Origin of the sequence: Mycobacterium sp. KBS0706 (assembly GCF_005938675.2) — a bacterium.
Lineage (GTDB): Bacteria > Pseudomonadota > Alphaproteobacteria > DSM-16000 > Inquilinaceae > Inquilinus.
In genome coordinates, this window is sequence record NZ_VCCH02000037.1 from 1 (window position 1) to 16,287 (window position 16,287).

Annotated in this window: 15 protein-coding genes; 4 read left to right on the forward strand and 11 right to left on the reverse strand. The window is 68.1% G+C overall.

Annotation, left to right across the window (positions count from 1 at the left end; translation table 11 throughout):
* Nucleotides 1-264 precede the first annotated feature (264 nt).
* The 7 genes from FFK22_RS20255 to FFK22_RS20285 all read right to left on the reverse strand — a co-directional run bounded on the left by FFK22_RS20255 (nucleotide 265) and on the right by FFK22_RS20285 (nucleotide 8,014).
* On the reverse strand, nucleotides 265-1,374 hold the full coding sequence (locus FFK22_RS20255; RefSeq protein WP_138889620.1) for an HlyD family secretion protein: 1,110 nt from the start codon (nucleotides 1,372-1,374) through the stop codon (nucleotides 265-267).
* 363 nt (nucleotides 1,375-1,737) lie between these two features.
* Nucleotides 1,738-2,757 (reverse strand): HupE/UreJ family protein, encoded by a 1,020-nt coding sequence (locus tag FFK22_RS20260; protein WP_221938726.1) that lies wholly within the window; start codon nucleotides 2,755-2,757, stop codon nucleotides 1,738-1,740.
* Nucleotides 2,754-3,743: a peptidyl-prolyl cis-trans isomerase gene (locus tag FFK22_RS20265; RefSeq protein ID WP_138889621.1), complete on the reverse strand. Its 990-nt coding sequence runs from the start codon at nucleotides 3,741-3,743 to the stop codon at nucleotides 2,754-2,756. Before FFK22_RS20265 ends, FFK22_RS20260 begins: the two co-directional genes overlap by 4 nt.
* Nucleotides 3,740-5,908, reverse strand: coding sequence for a DUF3604 domain-containing protein (locus FFK22_RS20270; protein WP_221938727.1), 2,169 nt, complete (start codon nucleotides 5,906-5,908; stop codon nucleotides 3,740-3,742). Before FFK22_RS20270 ends, FFK22_RS20265 begins: the two co-directional genes overlap by 4 nt.
* A gap of 132 nt (nucleotides 5,909-6,040) precedes the next feature.
* The gene (locus tag FFK22_RS20275; protein WP_221938728.1) at nucleotides 6,041-6,691 is read right to left on the reverse strand and encodes a hypothetical protein; all 651 of its coding nucleotides are present in this window, start codon (nucleotides 6,689-6,691) and stop codon (nucleotides 6,041-6,043) included.
* Between the two features lie 71 nt (nucleotides 6,692-6,762).
* Nucleotides 6,763-7,578, reverse strand: a complete 816-nt coding sequence (locus FFK22_RS20280) for a hypothetical protein (protein ID WP_138889623.1) — start codon at nucleotides 7,576-7,578, stop codon at nucleotides 6,763-6,765.
* 88 nt (nucleotides 7,579-7,666) lie between these two features.
* A complete protein-coding gene (locus FFK22_RS20285; protein WP_138889624.1) occupies nucleotides 7,667-8,014 on the reverse strand; it encodes a hypothetical protein in 348 nt (115 codons plus the stop codon).
* Between the two features lie 381 nt (nucleotides 8,015-8,395).
* Between FFK22_RS20285 and FFK22_RS43090 the strand changes: the two genes are divergently transcribed.
* Together FFK22_RS43090 and FFK22_RS20290 are read left to right on the forward strand one after the other, a co-directional pair.
* Nucleotides 8,396-8,566 (forward strand): hypothetical protein, encoded by a 171-nt coding sequence (locus FFK22_RS43090; RefSeq protein WP_186002558.1) that lies wholly within the window; start codon nucleotides 8,396-8,398, stop codon nucleotides 8,564-8,566.
* Between the two features lie 342 nt (nucleotides 8,567-8,908).
* The gene (locus FFK22_RS20290) at nucleotides 8,909-9,160 is read left to right on the forward strand and encodes a TetR/AcrR family transcriptional regulator C-terminal domain-containing protein (RefSeq protein ID WP_306770142.1); all 252 of its coding nucleotides are present in this window, start codon (nucleotides 8,909-8,911) and stop codon (nucleotides 9,158-9,160) included.
* Between the two features lie 4 nt (nucleotides 9,161-9,164).
* Here FFK22_RS20290 and FFK22_RS20295 read toward each other — a convergent pair whose 3' ends face one another.
* Nucleotides 9,165-9,662 carry an Lrp/AsnC family transcriptional regulator gene (locus FFK22_RS20295; RefSeq protein ID WP_138889626.1) on the reverse strand — a complete coding sequence of 166 codons (498 nt, stop codon included), beginning with the start codon at nucleotides 9,660-9,662 and terminating at the stop codon, nucleotides 9,165-9,167.
* A 114-nt stretch (nucleotides 9,663-9,776) separates the two neighbouring features.
* On the opposite strand from FFK22_RS20295, the gene glyA reads away from it, so the two are divergent.
* Nucleotides 9,777-11,135, forward strand: a complete 1,359-nt coding sequence (glyA, locus tag FFK22_RS20300; RefSeq protein WP_138889627.1) for a serine hydroxymethyltransferase — start codon at nucleotides 9,777-9,779, stop codon at nucleotides 11,133-11,135.
* Nucleotides 11,136-11,332: 197 nt separating this feature from the next.
* On the opposite strand, the gene FFK22_RS20305 is transcribed toward glyA, so the two are convergent.
* From FFK22_RS20305 to fsa, 3 genes are all read right to left on the reverse strand, one after another.
* Entirely contained in the window at nucleotides 11,333-12,295 is a 963-nt protein-coding gene (locus FFK22_RS20305) for a tyrosine recombinase XerC (RefSeq protein ID WP_138889628.1), read from the reverse strand.
* Nucleotides 12,296-12,570: 275 nt separating this feature from the next.
* The gene (locus tag FFK22_RS20310) at nucleotides 12,571-13,281 is read right to left on the reverse strand and encodes a DUF484 family protein (protein WP_138889629.1); all 711 of its coding nucleotides are present in this window, start codon (nucleotides 13,279-13,281) and stop codon (nucleotides 12,571-12,573) included.
* Between the two features lie 10 nt (nucleotides 13,282-13,291).
* Nucleotides 13,292-13,984, reverse strand: a complete 693-nt coding sequence (gene fsa, locus FFK22_RS20315) for a fructose-6-phosphate aldolase (RefSeq protein WP_138889630.1) — start codon at nucleotides 13,982-13,984, stop codon at nucleotides 13,292-13,294.
* A 79-nt stretch (nucleotides 13,985-14,063) separates the two neighbouring features.
* Here fsa and FFK22_RS20320 point away from each other — a divergent pair, with 79 nt between their 5' ends.
* Nucleotides 14,064-16,283, forward strand: a complete 2,220-nt coding sequence (locus tag FFK22_RS20320) for a primosomal protein N' (protein ID WP_138889631.1) — start codon at nucleotides 14,064-14,066, stop codon at nucleotides 16,281-16,283.
* The last annotated feature ends 4 nt before the right edge of the window (nucleotides 16,284-16,287 follow it).

The window sequence follows — 16,287 nt, forward strand, 5'->3', positions numbered from 1 at the left end:
GCCGGCCCCGCTCCCGGCCCAACCCACTGCGCCGGGGCCGGCATCCGAAGCCCTAAACAAATGCGGCCGTCGGGCTCCGCACTCTGAAGCGGACATCACCGCACGCGACCCTTTGCGGTCATAAGGCGCGACTATGCTGCGTCCATCCACCGCTCGTTTCAGTCGATAACCTCAGATCACCGCGTGCAGCACCGCTCTAGTCAGGGGCGCGAGGTATAGTCACATGTGGATATCTGGTCTGAAATCGATCGATGATCGGTGGTTTCAAAGATATGCCGTGTACGAGCTGATCCAGACCAGGATCGACATGATCAAGCCGATAACGCCGGCGTTCTCTGCAAACACGGTGGCCTTTCCGGGCATCCCGAGCCTGAGTTGGCTGCGTTCGATATCCTTCGGGATGGAGATGGCCGCCGGATAGACCTCGACGCCGCCAATCGAGCCCACCCGCGCCAGCGTCCCCGAGGTCGCAATCTGGCCCTGTCCCACGCCCTGCGGGATCTCTGCAATCGCTGCCTCGTGAATACGGCCGGGGTCGTCGTCGAAGACGAGCTTGACCCGCGCGCCGGGCTTGATGGTCTTAAACCCATTGGGCGAGAACATGCCGACGATGACGATCTCGTCCGCGACGATGAACGACATCACCGAGCGCGTCCGCTCGACGCGGTCGCCGACGGTCAGGGCCATCACGGTAACGGTGCCGTCGGCCGGCGCCCGGATGGTCGTCTGGTCGAGCTCCCACTTGGCATGGTCGAGCTCGGCCTGGATTTGAGCGACGGTCGTATTGACGCCGCCGATCTCCGAGTCCATGGCGAGCTGCGCGTTCAGTTGTGCAGCCTTGGCCGCCTGCAGCTGGAACTCCACTGTCTCGTATTGGACCTGCGTGTCTTGCAGGCGAAACTCGGATTGCGCGTCTTCACCCGCGAGCTTGCGGTAGTCGTCAAGTCGCTGGCTGTGAAAGGCGAGTTGCTTGGCCAGCCCCGCGACGTTCGCAGTCGCCTGTTCATAGTTGGCCGCGAGTTGCTTGACCTGCTGCCGCGACTGAGCGAGCGACGCCTCAAGTTGATTGACCTTGTACTGGAAGGGCGCCGGATCGATGCGGAACAGAACGGTCTCGGATTTCACCGGCTCGTTCGGCTTGACCGGGATCTCGATCACTTGGCCGGAAACGTTGGGTGTGACCTCCATGACGCGCGAAATGACGACGAAGCTTCCCGACGGAGTCAGGTAGTTGAACAGCGCCAGGAACACCGCAAGGATGAACGCGCCGACGAGAACCGTAACGGTGCCGGAAATCCATCCCCACTTGACGAGCTTGAGCTTCGAGAAAACGAGCCACACCAGGATCACGTAGAGCGTCAATATGATGAACATGACCGGCCTCCGGTATCTGCCATGCATCGAGGCACGGACGCGTCATGCCCCACATGACTCGCGTGATGCGACCCAATCGGCCGTCCGCGGCCCCTTCTGTACACGTTCAGGGCCCGCGTGAAGTCCAACGTGTCGCGGACCGTCTCCGCGGTTTCCACGGTCGGTGCGCCGTCCTTGAAATGAAGCGTGCCGACGCGGGTCTCGACCCGGTCCGGCGTCGCGAGCGACGGGGAATTACGGGCCCAGTCTGTGCGACGGTTTGCCCACTGGCGACAAGGGTTGCGGCGAGAATGAGCGTCAGGGCCGGACGATTGCTGTGAGCGAGTCTCATGTTCGGATCCTTTGGGACGAGGATGACATCGCTCACGCCCAGAACGCCGCCACCCGCTCCCAAAGCCAGAATGCGGCCAGGGCTCCGATCGCATATGTGACGGACAGCCGGGCGATGCTTGCCATCCTTGGAGTTGCAGCCAGGCGCCTTGCGAGCGACATCGCTGCCAGCACTGCGGCGATGAAGATGAGCTGGCCGAGTTCCACTCCGACATTGAAGGCGAACAGAGCCTGCGGGACGTCGCCGCGCGGCAACCCGATCGCTGCCAGGGCGCTTGCGAAACCGAGGCCATGGAGGAGGCCGAAGGCGAAGGCCACGGCCCAGGGCCAGCGCGCGGTCAGGCTGGTTTCGCCGCGCCGCATCCGGATGATCTCGCAGGCCAGCAGCAGGATGCTCAATGCGATCGCCGCTTCGACCGGGGGGCCCGGCACACGCACAACCCCCAGCGTGGCGAGGGCCAGTGTGATGGAATGGGCGACGGTGAACGCAGTGACCGTGAGCAGTAGGCTCCGAACGCTGCGCACGATGAGGATCAAGGCCAGTACGAACAGCAGATGATCGTAGCCGAAGAGGATGTGCTCGACCCCGTGCATGACGAACGCGCCCATGACGGCCAAGGGCCCTTGTGAGGCCGTGATCTCGATCCACGGGCGGGACGGGCGGACCAGTGTGGTCGAATAGGCGCCGTCATCCAACTGCACCCGCACCAGCACATCCGTGATCGTGCCCGGCAGGCCCGTGAAATCGATGCGCTTTCCGGCAAGCCCGCCGTCGACCTCGATCACCTGACGCTCCAGCAGCGAGTCGGGGAGTACCCGCTGCGTCGGCTCGGTGAGGTTGCGAACGCCCTTCGGGAATACGAGCACCACTGGCAGACGCATCCCGGCGAGCAACGGTGTGCGCCAGAGCACATCGTATCGGCCGGGCGCTGTCTCCGTGAGTTCGAGATAGGCCGGACGCGCTTCATGCGCCCATGCGCTCGGGAGATGCGCCAGCACCGCCACCAGGATGCCCAGCAACAGCGACGATTGGCCTTGCCGTCGGCGGATCACGGGGCTGCTCCTGCAAACGTTGAAGCGGCAGGCGCAATTACCTCTGAAGGCGCCGGCAGAACAATCTCGTAGCGCGCCCGCATCACGTCGAACGCCTTGCGTTTCGACTCGGCCCGCTGTTCGTCCGTCCAGGCGTCCTTGATTGCCGGTTCCACCTCCTCGAAGGCAGGCACGCGGTCTGGCGTTATCGAGTCCACCCAGATGAGATGCCAGCCATACCCGGACTCGATCGGCCCTTGCCAAGCACCCGGCTGGAGTTTGAACAGGGCCTGGGCGAAACTCGTCCCGAAGGTGTTGGCCACCTGCAGCAGCGTCCTGTCGCCATAGTAATCCTGGAACATGAAGCGATCGGCGAGGCCCATCGTGGCAGAGGGGTCTGCGGACCGACCGGCAAGCTGCTCCCGTATCCGAGTGGCCGCGTCGCGCGCCCGTCCGCTGCGCCGGTCGGGCGAGAAGTAGAGGTGGCGGAACGACACCCGGCCCGGCAGCGTGAAGCGCTCGGCATTCGCCTCGAACCAGGCCTTGAGCTCCGCCGTCGTCGGATCGCGGACGGTGGTCAAGTCGTCTGCGAGGAATCCCATCTTCTGCGCCATCCTGCGCTTGACGATGGTGTCTTCCTTGTCCAGGCCGAGCGCCAAGGCCTCGCGGTAGAGGATCTCTTCGCGGACCGAGTTCTCCACCAGTTGACGCATCTCGTCGGGCGTGGGCGGCCGCTTCATCTGCGCGCTCCACCCGATGATCAGCTGCAGCAGATCGTCTTTGGTCAGCTCGATCCGGTCCGGTGCGTCCGGCTGGCTCGATCCGGGCTTGAAAGCGCCATAAACGACGAACAGCACAAGCCCGGCGAGCAAGAAATGCAGCAGCGGCTCGCGCAGCCATCGCCGGCGGCTCGATGGCTGCGCGGGCGCCGGCGCGGACCCGCCCGGTTCTGTACCGACGCCATGGGCCCGGCCGGTCCTCTCTGGATCTGCACCGCTGCCGATCATGGGCTGGCGCCCTCGATCTCGTAGTTGGCATAGCCGAATTCGTTGCTGCGAGCGGCGACGTATTTGTCGCCGACCTTGTAGACGGTCACGTCGAACGGGGTGTTGCCGATCGTCGTGATGATGTGCCCGTCGCGGATCTCATAGAGGGCCGGCGAGCCCAACTCGCCGCTGTGCAGCACGTCGCCGATATCGCCCGGCACGGGCGCCTTCCCGTCCATGCTCACGATCAGCCGCCGGCCCGCCCTGCCATAGAAGATCTCGAAGGGTTGGCCGGTCGCGAGATTGCGAACCTTGAGCGTCTTGCCGACGGCCAGCGCGTTCAGCTGTGCGTCGTCGAGCGCCACGGCGCCCTGTTGCAGCAGATCGGTCACCTTCGTCCCGCGCCGGGCACTCCTGCGCGCCTCGTCGGTGGGCGTGAACCAGATCGGCGAGCTCCAGGCGCGCTCCTGGACCGTCGCCGGCACGACGTCGGGCGGCACGACGCCGACCTCCTTCGCCTGGATCGTGGTCCAGCGCGGCGTCGGGATCTCCAGCACCCGGGCATAGTAGAAGGCATCCAGGCTGGGGTCGAAATCCGGATCCGTCCAGACGGTCTTCAGCTCCACCGCACCGATCGTGTTGGAGTAGCTGGCCTCCTGCAGGTTCACCGTGCTGCCGACCGGCGGCAGGACACCCGTCTCCGGAACGATCGCCCGTTCCCCGGACCAGGCGACGTCGTAGATCTTCTCGAAACTCTGGCCGCTATGGGTCCAGCCCTTGACGATCTGGATGCGATCGAGATTGCCGCTCTCCGGATCCTTCACCGCCCAGACGACGAACGACGGCGCCTCGCCCTTTGCTGGCGGGAGGTCGCTGCCCATCGGCACACCCTTCGCATAGCCGGTCGAGATCCAGTCGTCGCCGCTCAGCGCGTCGGGGCCGAGCTCCCAGCCGCCGAAGAACCGCAGCTTGATGCGCACGCCGCTGGTGCCGAAGGTCTCCTTGCGCTGCATGGCGGCAAAGAGCGACTCGCGCGTGTTCTCCTCGGCCCACACGCCAGTGAGCCCGGCCGGATTCTCCCGCCGCACGTCGAGCCCGGCGAAGACATGGCCGGCCATGCGCTGCTGTGCCGTGCCGTCATTGAGTCCGTGGCCGCCGAAGAAGTTCGCCTGCCGGTAGGGCACACCGGTGTCATGCGAATCGGAGCCGCCGACAAGGCCGAACTTGTAAGGGTTGTAGCCGCGCGCCTCCAGCATCGCGAGGCCATTCTTGTAGGCTTCGCGGATGTAGCTGCCGGGGATGTGCGGCACCCGCCCCGCCGGATCGCCCAGCAGGTAGTACAGCACCTCGAAATTGGCGAACTCATCGGTCGGCGACAGCACGGGCGTCGTCTCCGACTGCCCCTTGATCTGCTTGATCTCCGACAGAGGCTCGTTGTTGACCCGCTGCTGCGCCCAGGCCGCGTCGATGGGCCGACCCTTGCTGTCGACCTCGGTCGGAAACATCATGCCGTCGCTGAGATTGGCGTTGTGGGAGATCGCGAGCAGCTCGTTGCCGGCGCCGCGCTGGGCATCCATCCAGGTCCACAGATCTTCCGGATGCTGTGAATCGAGCGAACTGAACGGCATTTCCGGCACATGCGTGCAATCCTTGAAGAAGATGTTGCGGTGCAGGTTCCGGTTGTTTGGCGTTGAGGTCCACTCATAGGAACAGAAGGCCGTGAACTGGCCGGGTTCGTTGAACTTCTCGGCGGTCGAGACCGTCTCCTTCCAGACGGTGCCCGCCACCTCGGGGACGACCAGCTCCTTGACCGGGTCGTTGTCGACCATGGTCGTGCCGAGCCAGAGATAGATCCTCTGGATGTCGGCCGCGCTGTGGACCTTGAGCTTCTCCGCGATCGGCAGCTTGCTGATCGGCGAATGGGGGTCGTTCGCCAGGCGAACCGTGCCGACATATTCCGAATGGTCGGTCACGCCCATCCAGTCCAGCGGGGTCGTGATCTTGATGGTGTAGCCCAGCGGGTGAGCGATGGGTTCACCCCTCGCATATTTGTACGCCTCGGCCGGCCCGGTCACATGGTTGCCGAAGATGTAGGCGTCGAACGACCAGCTGGTATGGACATGCGTCTCGCCGAAATAGGCGTCCCGCTGCGGGTTCGCTTGAGCGAACGCCGGCAGAGCCGCCAAGCTGGAGAGCCCGATCCCAAGCAGCCCAGTTCGCACTCCGTATCGCAGAACATGCATGGCATTGCCTCCCTCATCTCGATCGCGCGGCTCGCCTCATAGCCCTGGCGCCGAAAGTTGTTTCATAGACTCCGCTTAGTAACAGGGTGGGTATGGGTAGTACCCGCAGGGTGGTCGGTAATACGGATGGTAATATGGCGCGGCCGCCGCCGCCGCTGCGCCATACCAGGCGGCCCGATATGCGGCGCGGCGCCAGACGCCGAAGATGTCGATGAAGATCGAGGCCGGCCCTTCGGCTCCTGCCAGGTCGCCCTCCAGGATCTCGACATTGAATGTCAGCGTGTCGCCGTTGAGCTTCGGATCCTTCAGGACGAGGACGACATCACTCACGCCCGAAGCGTCACTGCTCAGCACCGACACCGTGGCGTTCGGCGGATCCCTGTCGAAGGTCCCGCTCCCCGGCGTCCACTCTCGCATCAGATGGGCAGTGAGCGCGTGCCCGGCCGCGCGGACCGGGCGGTCGGCGAACAGGATCGAGTTCGGCGACACGCCGGTCAGAGTCAGCGTCGCCCCTTCCAGTTTGGCGCCGCGCGAATTCATCACGATCAGCGAGGGCACGATCTCCTTCTTGGTCGGTGCGCCGATCGTCTTCTCAGCGGGATCGGTGATGGCATCCTGCGCCAGCGCCGGGGCTGGCGCGCAGAGCAATCCGACCATGGCTGCGACGACGCAGGCGGCTTGAGCAATCCGGGCTCGCTTGCCGTCGACAGAACGCAGACTGTGCATGACGTCGTCTCCCTGGTTTCTTCGCGCGGTCTGCCAGATGGCCATGGCCGCTGACGGTGCGGTGGTCGCAATCAGAACCGAAAGGTGACGCCGAGGACCGGCCCGTAGAGCGCCAGGTCGTCGAGCGGCGCGTGGCCGCCGAAGTCGTAGCCGAGGTAGCGGTAGCCGATCGCGCCCGAGATCGAGTTGTTGAAGGAGTATTCGACGGCGCCGAGCACCTGCCAGGTGAGGTCGGAATTGCCGGCGCCGATGTCGGCATAGCCGATCAGCGAGAAGCCGTCGCCGAGCTCCACCCCGGCGCGGACGCCGACCAGGCCGTCGATGATCGTGGCGCTGTCGCTGAAGCCGCGCGAACGCCCGAACGGGCCCTGGCCTTTGAAGTCGCTGTCGACCCACAGGCTCAGGATCCGGGTGCCGACCACGAGATCGACACCGAGCTTCGGCTCGTCGACTAGCCGGGCGGTGGCGCCGACGGTTGCCACGAGCGCCTCCAGGTTGGTGTGGTACCTGGTCCTGAAGGGGCCGGACAGGTTGCCGCTGGCGCTGAGGGACACGTAGTCGAGGTCGACCAGCAGGCCGATCCGCTCGTAGCGGACCGTGCCGACGATCATGCCGGCGAAATCGAGATCGCTCAGGATGTCGGAGAAGTCCTTGTCGATCGACAGCGAGGGGACGCGACGGGTGCCGCGGGTGCTGCCGCTGACCGAGGGCAGCCAGGCATAGGGCGTGATCCGGACAAACCACGGCCCGGCGGCCGTGCTCGAGGGCGACGGCGCGGCTACATCCTGGGCCGCTGCTGGGGTTGCGGACCCTGCGCAGCACAGGGCAAGGGCGGCGACGCCGATGGTGAGGACGTGTCGGACGGGCCCTGTGAAGATTGCCGCCATCGTGATTGTCCTCCCCGTGTCGGCCTGCCGTTGGATCGGCGGGTACCGTCTTCAGCGTTGCTTCTTGCCCGCCGCGCGTCCCGGGCCGTCACTGGCCCATGGTGATCTCGATCGCGTCGGCACCGAGGCTCAGCATCAGCCCCTCCCGCTTGGCGACCAGGTGCATGACGACGCCGCTCTCGTTCTGCAGCCAGAGATCGCCGCCGCTGGCGGTGCCGATGGCGAAGCCGTAGCGGCCCTGGGCATAGGTCCCCGGGAACTGCTCGATGCTTTGAAGCTTGTAGACCTCACCGCGGGCTTCGATCGTCGACAGGCCGATGCCGCCGATGCCGACGCCGCCGACCTTGAACAGGTAGCTGCGGCCGCGGAAGTTCAGGGTCCCGCCACCGGCACTGCCGCTGCCGATATAGGCGGCCTGGACCTCGTGCATCTCCACGGTACCGTCCGGCGCCTGGCCCTGGACCGTCGCGGGGCCGCTCCCGGCTCCCTGGCCGGAACACGCTGCAAGCAACAGCGCCGCGGCATAGTATTTAATGCATCGACTGTGCACTTGGCCCGTTTTATGGCCCTCATTCGATTTTATATATCCCATGATTGGCCTCCCCTTACCAATCCTCAATGCAGTCTTATTATGGCATGAGCGTCCTATTTTTTGCACTCTACCAAGTTCTGCCGGGATATTCTACTAGAACCTGAGGATCATTCCGTTAGGCGTCGCTTCTAACGCTGAAGGCCTTAGATAAGCCCTTGCGATCCTGAGCTATCGGTGAAATTCGGGCAAGCATTCGGCGTTTTTGAGTGCGGTCGAGGTCCGTCTATGCAGATCAAGGACGATGATCGCAAACCGTCTGAGGATCACTTCGAGCTGGCGATCGAAGGTCTGCTTCCAGCAGGCGGCGGAAGGTCCGGAACCGGTGCCGATCCGGCCGCTGAGAGCAAAAGGGGAAATCGTCCCCTTTCCGCCATCCCGGTCGGCCAGACCGACTGAGCGGCGCCCGAAAGCCGCCACTGGGTTGCTCCCCTTGATGTTCATAACACCCACCACCCGGAGGGAGCACTGACGGTCCGCCCTCCGCGCGGTGCGTCAGCTTTGAGGCACAGATGGATCGCTGCAGACGTCCGCTTCAGGGGTGCCTGAAGGGCCCGCAATCGTCCGCTCAGGGTCGGGTGCGGAAATTCATCAACCGCCGCCGTATCGTCCGCAACGGCCTCCAGGAGCGGACGTTCGTCGACGCTCACGGGAGCGTCCGCATCGAGCCGATTCCAGACCATAGGCCGCGCCTGGCGAGAACGCCGGGCCTCTGGTCCATTTCGGGTCGCAACCGGTCGACTGCCCAGTCGGCCGGGCGGCGACGGGCGGCCGGATGGTGGCCCTGCTGCGGGAGACCGGGCCGCACGCGGCGAGATCGAGGCTGCCGATCCGGAGGACGCCTTCTCGGTCTTCCTCGGCCTGCTGCTGCGCGACCTGCAGGTCCAGGTGCTGGTCGGGGCGGCCGTCCCGCCGGACGGCGAGGCGCTGCGGCGGCGCGCGGCGGCGGCGGCGGAGCTGTTCCTCAGGCTCTACGGGCCATGGCCAGGCTGAGCCTCTATGCCCCGATCGGCACCTTGGTCTCGTACTTCACCCGGGAGAGGTTGAAGCTGGTGCGGAAGCGCTTGATGTTGTGCTCGTTCGCCAGGACGCGGCGGCAGAACAGGTTGTAGGCCTCCATGTCGCGGCAGGTGACGACCAGCAGGTAGTCGGTCTCGCCGGACACGAAATAGCATTGCTGCACCTCGGGCTCGGCCGCGATCTTGCGCTCGAAGGCGGCCAGCACGTCCTCGCGCTGACGGTCCAGCTCGACCCCGACGAAGGCGACGATGGTCTGGCCGACGCGCTCCGGATCGACCAGCGCCACGTCGCGCACCACCACCCGCTCCTGGCGCAGCCGCCGCACCCGCTTCAGGCAGGCCGGCGGCGACAGGCCGACCCGCTCGGCCAGGGCCAGGTTGGTGACCTGGTTGTCCTCCTGCAGGGCGTCGAGGATGCGCCGGTCGATGGCGTCGAGCTCGATTGGGGCCGGACGATTGCGGTCTGGGCTTTTCATGGATTTCTCCCAAGCGGTGCCATAGCATTCCATAACGGAAATTCCGGTCGCGCAAATCGAAATCCGTTGCCGATGATTTCGTCGTAGCCTCGATGGAACGAACAGGAGGCGACCATGGATTCACCGGATCTGTCGAACCGCATCGAGGTGCATGACCGGGAGGCGCTGGCGACGGCCCGGGCCGTGCTCGACGCCTGCGCCGACGGGGCGGCGATGGGCGAGGCGGTGAAGGCCGCGGTCGGCCGCAACGCGCAATGGCGCGGCGAGGACTGCATCAACCTGCTGGCGCCCGAGGCCCCGACCAGCCCGGGCGTGCGGGCGCTGCTGGCGGCCGAGATCGGGACGCGGGCGGCGGAGGGCCATATCGGCCGGGTCAACCGCTGGTTCGCCGGCACCCGCCATATCGACGAGGTCGAGGCGCTGTGCGTCGAGCTGCTGAAGCGCCATTTCCGCTGCAACTACGCCGACCACCGGCTGTGCGCCTCGATGATCGGCAACGCCGTGGTCTACACCGCGCTGACTGCGCCGGGCGATGTGGTGATGACCGCGGCGCAGCCGACCGGCGGCCATTCCTCGAACCGGCACGACGGCCCGGCCGGCGCCATGGGCCGCACCATCGTCGACATCCCGATGGACCAGGACGAGCTGGTGGTCGACCTCGACCTGTTCCGCCGGGCGGCGCCGCTGGCCCGGCCGAAGCTGGTCGCGCTCGGCCTGTCGATGACGCTGTTCCCGCAGCCGGTGGCGGCGATGCGCGAGGTGATCGCGGAGTGGGGCGGCCGCTTCTTCTTCGACGCGGCGCATCAGCTGGGGCTGATCGGCGGCGGCCAGTTCCAGGATCCGCTGAAGGAAGGCGCGGACATTGTCACCGGCTCGGCCGGCAAGACCTTCGCCGGCCCGCAATCCGGCATCCTGCTGTGGGACGATCCCACGATCACCGAGGCGGTGACGACGGCGGTGTTCCCGGTCTGGGCGGCGACGCACCAGGTCAACCGGGTGGCGGCGCTGGCCCTGGCGACGGCGGAGGCGATCGAATTCGGCGAAGCGCTGCAGGCGCAGATCGTCGCCAACGCCCGGGCCCTGGCGCGGGCGCTGCAGGAGCGCGGGATCCCGATGCTGGGCGCGCACAAAGGCTTCACCACCACGCATCAGGCGATCGCCGACGCCCGCGGCTTCGGCCGCGGCCTGGCGGCGGCGCAGACGCTGGAGCGGGCCAACCTGATAGTGAACAAGAACCTGCTGCCATCGGACCGCAAGGAGGATTGGGATTTCCCCGGCGGCCTGCGCATCGGCACCATCGAGGTCACCCGCTTCGGCATGCGCGAGCGCGAGATGGAAGCGATCGCCGAGCTGATCGCCCGGGTGCTGGTGCGCGGCGAGTCGCCGGAAGCGGTGCGGCGCGACGCGGTGGCCCTGCGCCACAGCTTCCCGACGATCCACTACTGCTTCGAGAACGGGCTGCCGCCGGTGTAAGACCGCCGCGGCTACGATAAAGATCGTCATTGCGAGTTTAGCACCGGCCGGCGGCCGACCCGCCCTTGATGTAACGAGCCGCCTGAGCGGTCAGTTACTTGTTAGCGCAGCGAAGCAATCCAGGGGCCGGTGCGCACCGGCCCCTGGATTGCTTCGTCGGCTTCGCCTCCTCGCAATGACGGTGAGGGGCGGAAGCCTCAGCCGCCGCTGCGCCGGGCGCGCGGATGGGCGTCGGCGTAGACGGTCATCAGCCGCTCGGTGTCGACCTCGGTGTAGCGCTGGGTGGTCGAGAGAGCGGCGTGGCCCAGCAGCTCCTGGATCGTGCGCAGGTCGCCGCCGCCGGCCAGGAGATGGGTGGCGAAGCTGTGCCGCAGCGCATGCGGTGTCGCCGAATCGGGCAGGCCCAGCACGGCGCGCAGCTGGCGCATCTGACGCTCGGCCACGGCGGGGTTCAGCGGGCCGCCGCGGGCGCCGAGGAACAGCGGCCCGGTGGCGGCGAGCGGGAAGGGGCAGGCGGCGACATAGGCGTCGACCGCCTCGCGCACCGCCGGCAGCACCGGCACCATGCGCTGCTTGCGGCCCTTGCCGGTGACCACCAGCGTGTCGCCCTTCGGCGCCTCGCGCCGGGTCAGCCCGAGCGCCTCGCCCAGGCGCAGGCCGCAGCCATAGAGCAGGAGCAGCAGCGCCCGGTCGCGCAGCCCGATCCATTCCTCGGTGGCCAGGGTCTCGATCGTGTCGACCGCGGCCAGGGCATCGGTCACGGCCAGCGGCCGGGGCAGGCGCTTCGGCAGCTTGGGGTTGCGCAACGATCCGATCGCCGCGTTGTGCAGCACCCCGGTGCGGTCGAGATGGGCCAGGAAGTTGCGGACGCCGGACAGGCCGCGAGCCCGGGTCGCGGCGCCAGCCCCGCCCGCCGCCCGGCGCGACTGGAAGGCGCGCAGGTCGGGCAGCGCGGCGGCGGAGAGGTCGTTCAGGCTCGGCGGCCGGCCGAGATGCTCGGCCAGGAAGCCGACGAAGCGGCCGACATCGCCGAGATAGGCGCGCAGCGTGTGCGGCGACACCCGCTTCTCATCCTCCAGCCAGACCCGCCAGCGGCCGGCGACGTCGCGCAGATCCGCCGCCGCCGGCCAGCCGGCCATGGAGTCGGGATCAGGGGGCATGAAGCGATGCACACAGATGAGTCCTACCTCCCCCTGCGGGAGGGGGGGTAGGGGGAGGGGGTTCGTGCCGTCGAGCTGACGGATGCCTGGCAAGAGGCGATTGAACGGCTACTGGTTGGCGGATTGGAGGGCAGAGCCGAGCCTGTCCTCGACAACCCCCTCCCCCTAACCCCCTCCCGCGAGGGGAGGGGGGACAAGGGAAAGAAACCAGCTTCTGTGGAAGGCCGATCGAGCAGAGAAGCTTGCTGTCGGAGAAGCCCCGGCCCGCCCACCGGCTAGTCCTGCCCGGGAGTCAGCCAGGAGCGGATGCAGCGCTCCAGCACCCGGCCGAGAAAGCCGACCAGCTCGGTCCGCATGCCGGGATGGAACATCTCCGGGTCGCGGCTGCCGAGCGCCAGGACGCAGGGCGGGACCTCCGGCGACACGTTCAGGCGGATCAGCGCCTGGCTGCGCACCAGCCCGGCGCCCGCGCCGAACAGCGCCTCCTCGCCGGCCATGTCCGATTCGAGCAGCAGCTCCTGCGCGCCGAGGCGGCGTCCGATCTCGCCGGGCCCGACGATGCGGACCTCGGCGCTGTGCGGCGGCGATTCCTCGCCCTCCGCCGCCTCGACCAGCAGCGTCACCACGTCGAGATCCAGCAGCACGGCGAGGTCGGTCGACACCGTGTGGATCAGCTGCTCGAAGCTTTCGGCGTCGAGCAGGAACAGGATCGCGGCATGCACCCGGTTCTGGGTGTTGTGGTTGGCGCGGCTGGCGCCGATGAAGGCGCGCTGCTGGTCCTTCAGCCGGTCGACCTGGCCGCGCAGCCTCTCGGCCTGGTAGCCCTGCAGGTCGATCACCCCGTCGCCGCGGTCCCGCGGCGGCAGGGCCAGCCGGCCCAGCAGATCCGGATGCTGGGCCAGGAAGTCCGGATGGGCCAGCAGCCAGGCCGAGACGTCCGCCGCGGTGAGCGCGGGGACGTCCGGCTGCTTCACTTCCTGCGCCAACGGACCGCCCTCACGCCGTCTTCCTGACGGCGGCGAGCTCTTGCTCGTCGAGGATGCTCTGGCCGGTCTTCTGCCAGTCGGCCACGAAGGCGGACAGGCCCTTGTCGGTCAGCGGGTGGCTGAACAGGGCGCGCAGGGCGGCCGGCGGCAGGGTGCCGACATGGGCGCCGAGCTTGGCGGCCTCGATCACGTGCCGCGGCCCGCGGATCGACGCCACCAGCACCTGGGTCTTGATATCCGGGTACTGACGATAGATCTGGACGATGTCGGCGATCAGCGCCATCCCGTCCTCGCCGACATCGTCGAGCCGGCCGACGAAGGGCGAGATGAAGGTCGCGCCGGCCTTCGCCGCCAGGATCGCCTGGCCGGCCGAGAAGCACAGCGTGACGTTGACCATGGTGCCGGCGTCGGACAAGGTGCGGCAGACCTTGAGCCCGGCGGGCGTCAGCGGCACCTTGACCGCGATGTTCTTCGCGATCTTGGACAGCTTGCGGCCCTCGGCCATCATGGTGTCGAAGTCGGTCGCGGCGACCTCGGCCGAGACCGGCCCCTTCACCACCTCGCAGATCTGCGGGATCAGGTCCAGGAACTTGGCCCCGGACTTGGCGATCAGGGAGGGGTTGGTGGTCACCCCATCGACCAGGCCGGTGGAGGCCAGGTCACGGATTTCGTTGAAGTCGGCGGTATCGATGAAGAACTTCATGGGCCTCGTTCCAATGGCCAGCGGTCGCTTCGGGCCGATGCGCGGCACCGGTGTCGGTCCGCGGGAGCAAGTCTAGCCCATGGCGGACTCCGAGGCCACAGCAGCGACGCCGGTCGATGAGGAGAGTGGCGCGATCGCCACGGTGCGGGTGCTGCTGCCGCTGCCCTTGGCAGAAGCTTACGATTACGCGGTGCCGGAGGGAATGGATCTTGCGCCCGGCAGCGTGGTCGAGGTGCCGCTCGGCCGGCTGCGGCGGATCGGCGTGGTCTGGGGGCCGGGCACCGGCCAGGTCGCCCGGGCGCGGCTGAAGCAGGTCGCGCACCGCTTCGACCTGCCGCCGCTGCCGGAGGTGGCGCGGAATTTCATCGACCGGGTCGCGCGCTACACCCTGTCGCCGCCCGGCGCGGTGCTGCGCATGACCCTGTCCTCGACCGGGGCGCTGGAGCCGCCGAAGCCGATCACGGCCTATCGCCGGGCGGATCTCCCGCCCGAGGGGGCCAAGCTCAGCGCTGCCCGGCGGCGGGTGCTGGCGGTGCTCGAGGACGGGCCGCCGCGGCTGCCGGCCGAGCTGGCGCGCGAGGCCGGCTGCGGCAGCGCCGTGATCAAGGGCATGGCCGAGGCCGGGCTGCTGGAGACCGTGCTGCTGCCGGGCTTCGATCCGGTGCCGCAGCCGGACCTGGCCCGGCCGCGGGCGGTGCTGGGCGAGACCCAGCGCGAGGCGGCGGACCGGCTGATCGATGCCGTCGCCGATGGCGGCTATTCGACCACGCTGCTCGACGGCGTCACCGGCTCGGGCAAGACCGAGGTCTATTTCGAGGCGGTGGCGGCGGCGCTGGCGGCCGGCCGGCAGGTGCTGGTGCTGCTGCCGGAGATCGCGCTGTCGGCGCATTGGCTCGACCGCTTCGCCGCCCGCTTCGGCGTGCGCCCGACCGAATGGCATTCCGAGCTGGGCCCGACCCAGCGCCGGCGCAACTGGCGGGCGGTGGCCTTCGGCGAGGCCCGGGTCGTGGTCGGCGCCCGCTCGGCCCTGTTCCTGCCCTATCCCGAGCTCGGCCTGATCGTGGTCGACGAGGAGCATGAGAGCGCCTTCAAGCAGGAGGACGGCGTCGTCTACCAGGCCCGCGACATGGCGGTGCTGCGCGGCCATCTCGGCAACTTCCCGGTGGTGCTGGCCTCGGCCACCCCGTCGCTGGAGACGCTGGCCAATGTCGAGGCCGGGCGCTACGGCGCGCTGGAGCTGCCGTCCCGGCACGGCGCGGCGCGGCTGCCGGCGGTGAGCGCGATCGACATGCGCCGCGAATCGCCGCCGCGCGGCCGCTTCCTGTCGCCGACCCTGCGCGAGGCGGTGGTCGAGACGCTGGCGGCGGGGGAACAGGCGATGCTGTTCCTGAACCGCCGCGGCTACGCGCCCCTGACCCTGTGCCGGCATTGCGGCCATCGCCTGGAATGCCCGCACTGCACCGCCTGGCTGGTCGAGCATCGCTTGGCCGGGCGCCTCGAATGCCATCATTGCGGCCACCGCGCGCCGCTGCCCAAGGCCTGCCCGTCCTGCCACGCCGAGGGCAGCTTCGCCGCCTGCGGCCCGGGGGTGGAGCGGATCGCCGAGGAGGTCGACGCGACCCTGCCGGAGGCGCGCTGGCAGATCGTCGCCTCCGACACCTTCTCGGGGCCCCAGGCGATCGCCGACCTCACGGCGGATCTCGACAGCGGCGCCGTCAACCTCCTGATCGGCACCCAGATCCTGGCCAAGGGCCACAACTTCCCCGGCCTGACCCTGGTCGGGGTGGTCGACGCCGATCTCGGCCTCGCCGGCGGCGACCTGCGGGCGGCGGAGCGGACCTGGCAGCTGCTGCACCAGGTCGGCGGCCGGGCCGGGCGCGGCGAGAAGCCGGGCCGGGTGCTGCTGCAGAGCTTCATGCCGGATCACCCGGTGATGCAGACCCTGGTGGCCGACGACCGCGACGGCTTCCTGGCGTCGGAGGCGGAGGCGCGGCGGTCGCGCGGCCTGCCGCCCTACGGCAAGCTGGTGGCGCTGATCGTCTCCGGCCCCGACCGCGGCGCGGTCGACCGGGTGTCGCAGGATCTGGGCCGGGCGGCGCCGCAGGGCGAGGGGCTGCTGGTGCTGGGGCCGGCCGATGCCCCGCTGGCGATGCTGCGCGGCCGCCACCGCCGCCGCCTGCTGCTGAAAGCCGACCGCCGCATCGGCGTGCAGCCGCTGGTGGCGGACTGGGTGTCACGGGTGCAGGTGCCCGGCACCGTCCGGGTGCAGGTCGACATCGACCCGTACAGCTTCCTCTGAGCGG

Excerpts from the sequence above, each read along its gene's own strand:
- FFK22_RS20255 (WP_138889620.1), bottom strand. The coding sequence starts at position 1,374 with ATGTTCATCATATTGACGCTCTACGTGATCCTGGTGTGGCTCGTTTTC.
- FFK22_RS20265 (WP_138889621.1), bottom strand. The coding sequence starts at position 3,743 with ATGATCGGCAGCGGTGCAGATCCAGAGAGGACCGGCCGGGCCCATGGC.
- FFK22_RS20275 (WP_221938728.1), bottom strand. The coding sequence starts at position 6,691 with ATGCACAGTCTGCGTTCTGTCGACGGCAAGCGAGCCCGGATTGCTCAA.
- FFK22_RS20280 (WP_138889623.1), bottom strand. The coding sequence starts at position 7,578 with ATGGCGGCAATCTTCACAGGGCCCGTCCGACACGTCCTCACCATCGGC.
- FFK22_RS43090 (WP_186002558.1), top strand. The coding sequence starts at position 8,396 with ATGCAGATCAAGGACGATGATCGCAAACCGTCTGAGGATCACTTCGAG.
- FFK22_RS20295 (WP_138889626.1), bottom strand. The coding sequence starts at position 9,662 with ATGAAAAGCCCAGACCGCAATCGTCCGGCCCCAATCGAGCTCGACGCC.
- glyA (WP_138889627.1), top strand. The coding sequence starts at position 9,777 with ATGGATTCACCGGATCTGTCGAACCGCATCGAGGTGCATGACCGGGAG.
- FFK22_RS20305 (WP_138889628.1), bottom strand. The coding sequence starts at position 12,295 with ATGCCCCCTGATCCCGACTCCATGGCCGGCTGGCCGGCGGCGGCGGAT.
- fsa (WP_138889630.1), bottom strand. The coding sequence starts at position 13,984 with ATGAAGTTCTTCATCGATACCGCCGACTTCAACGAAATCCGTGACCTG.
- FFK22_RS20320 (WP_138889631.1), top strand. The coding sequence starts at position 14,064 with ATGGCGGACTCCGAGGCCACAGCAGCGACGCCGGTCGATGAGGAGAGT.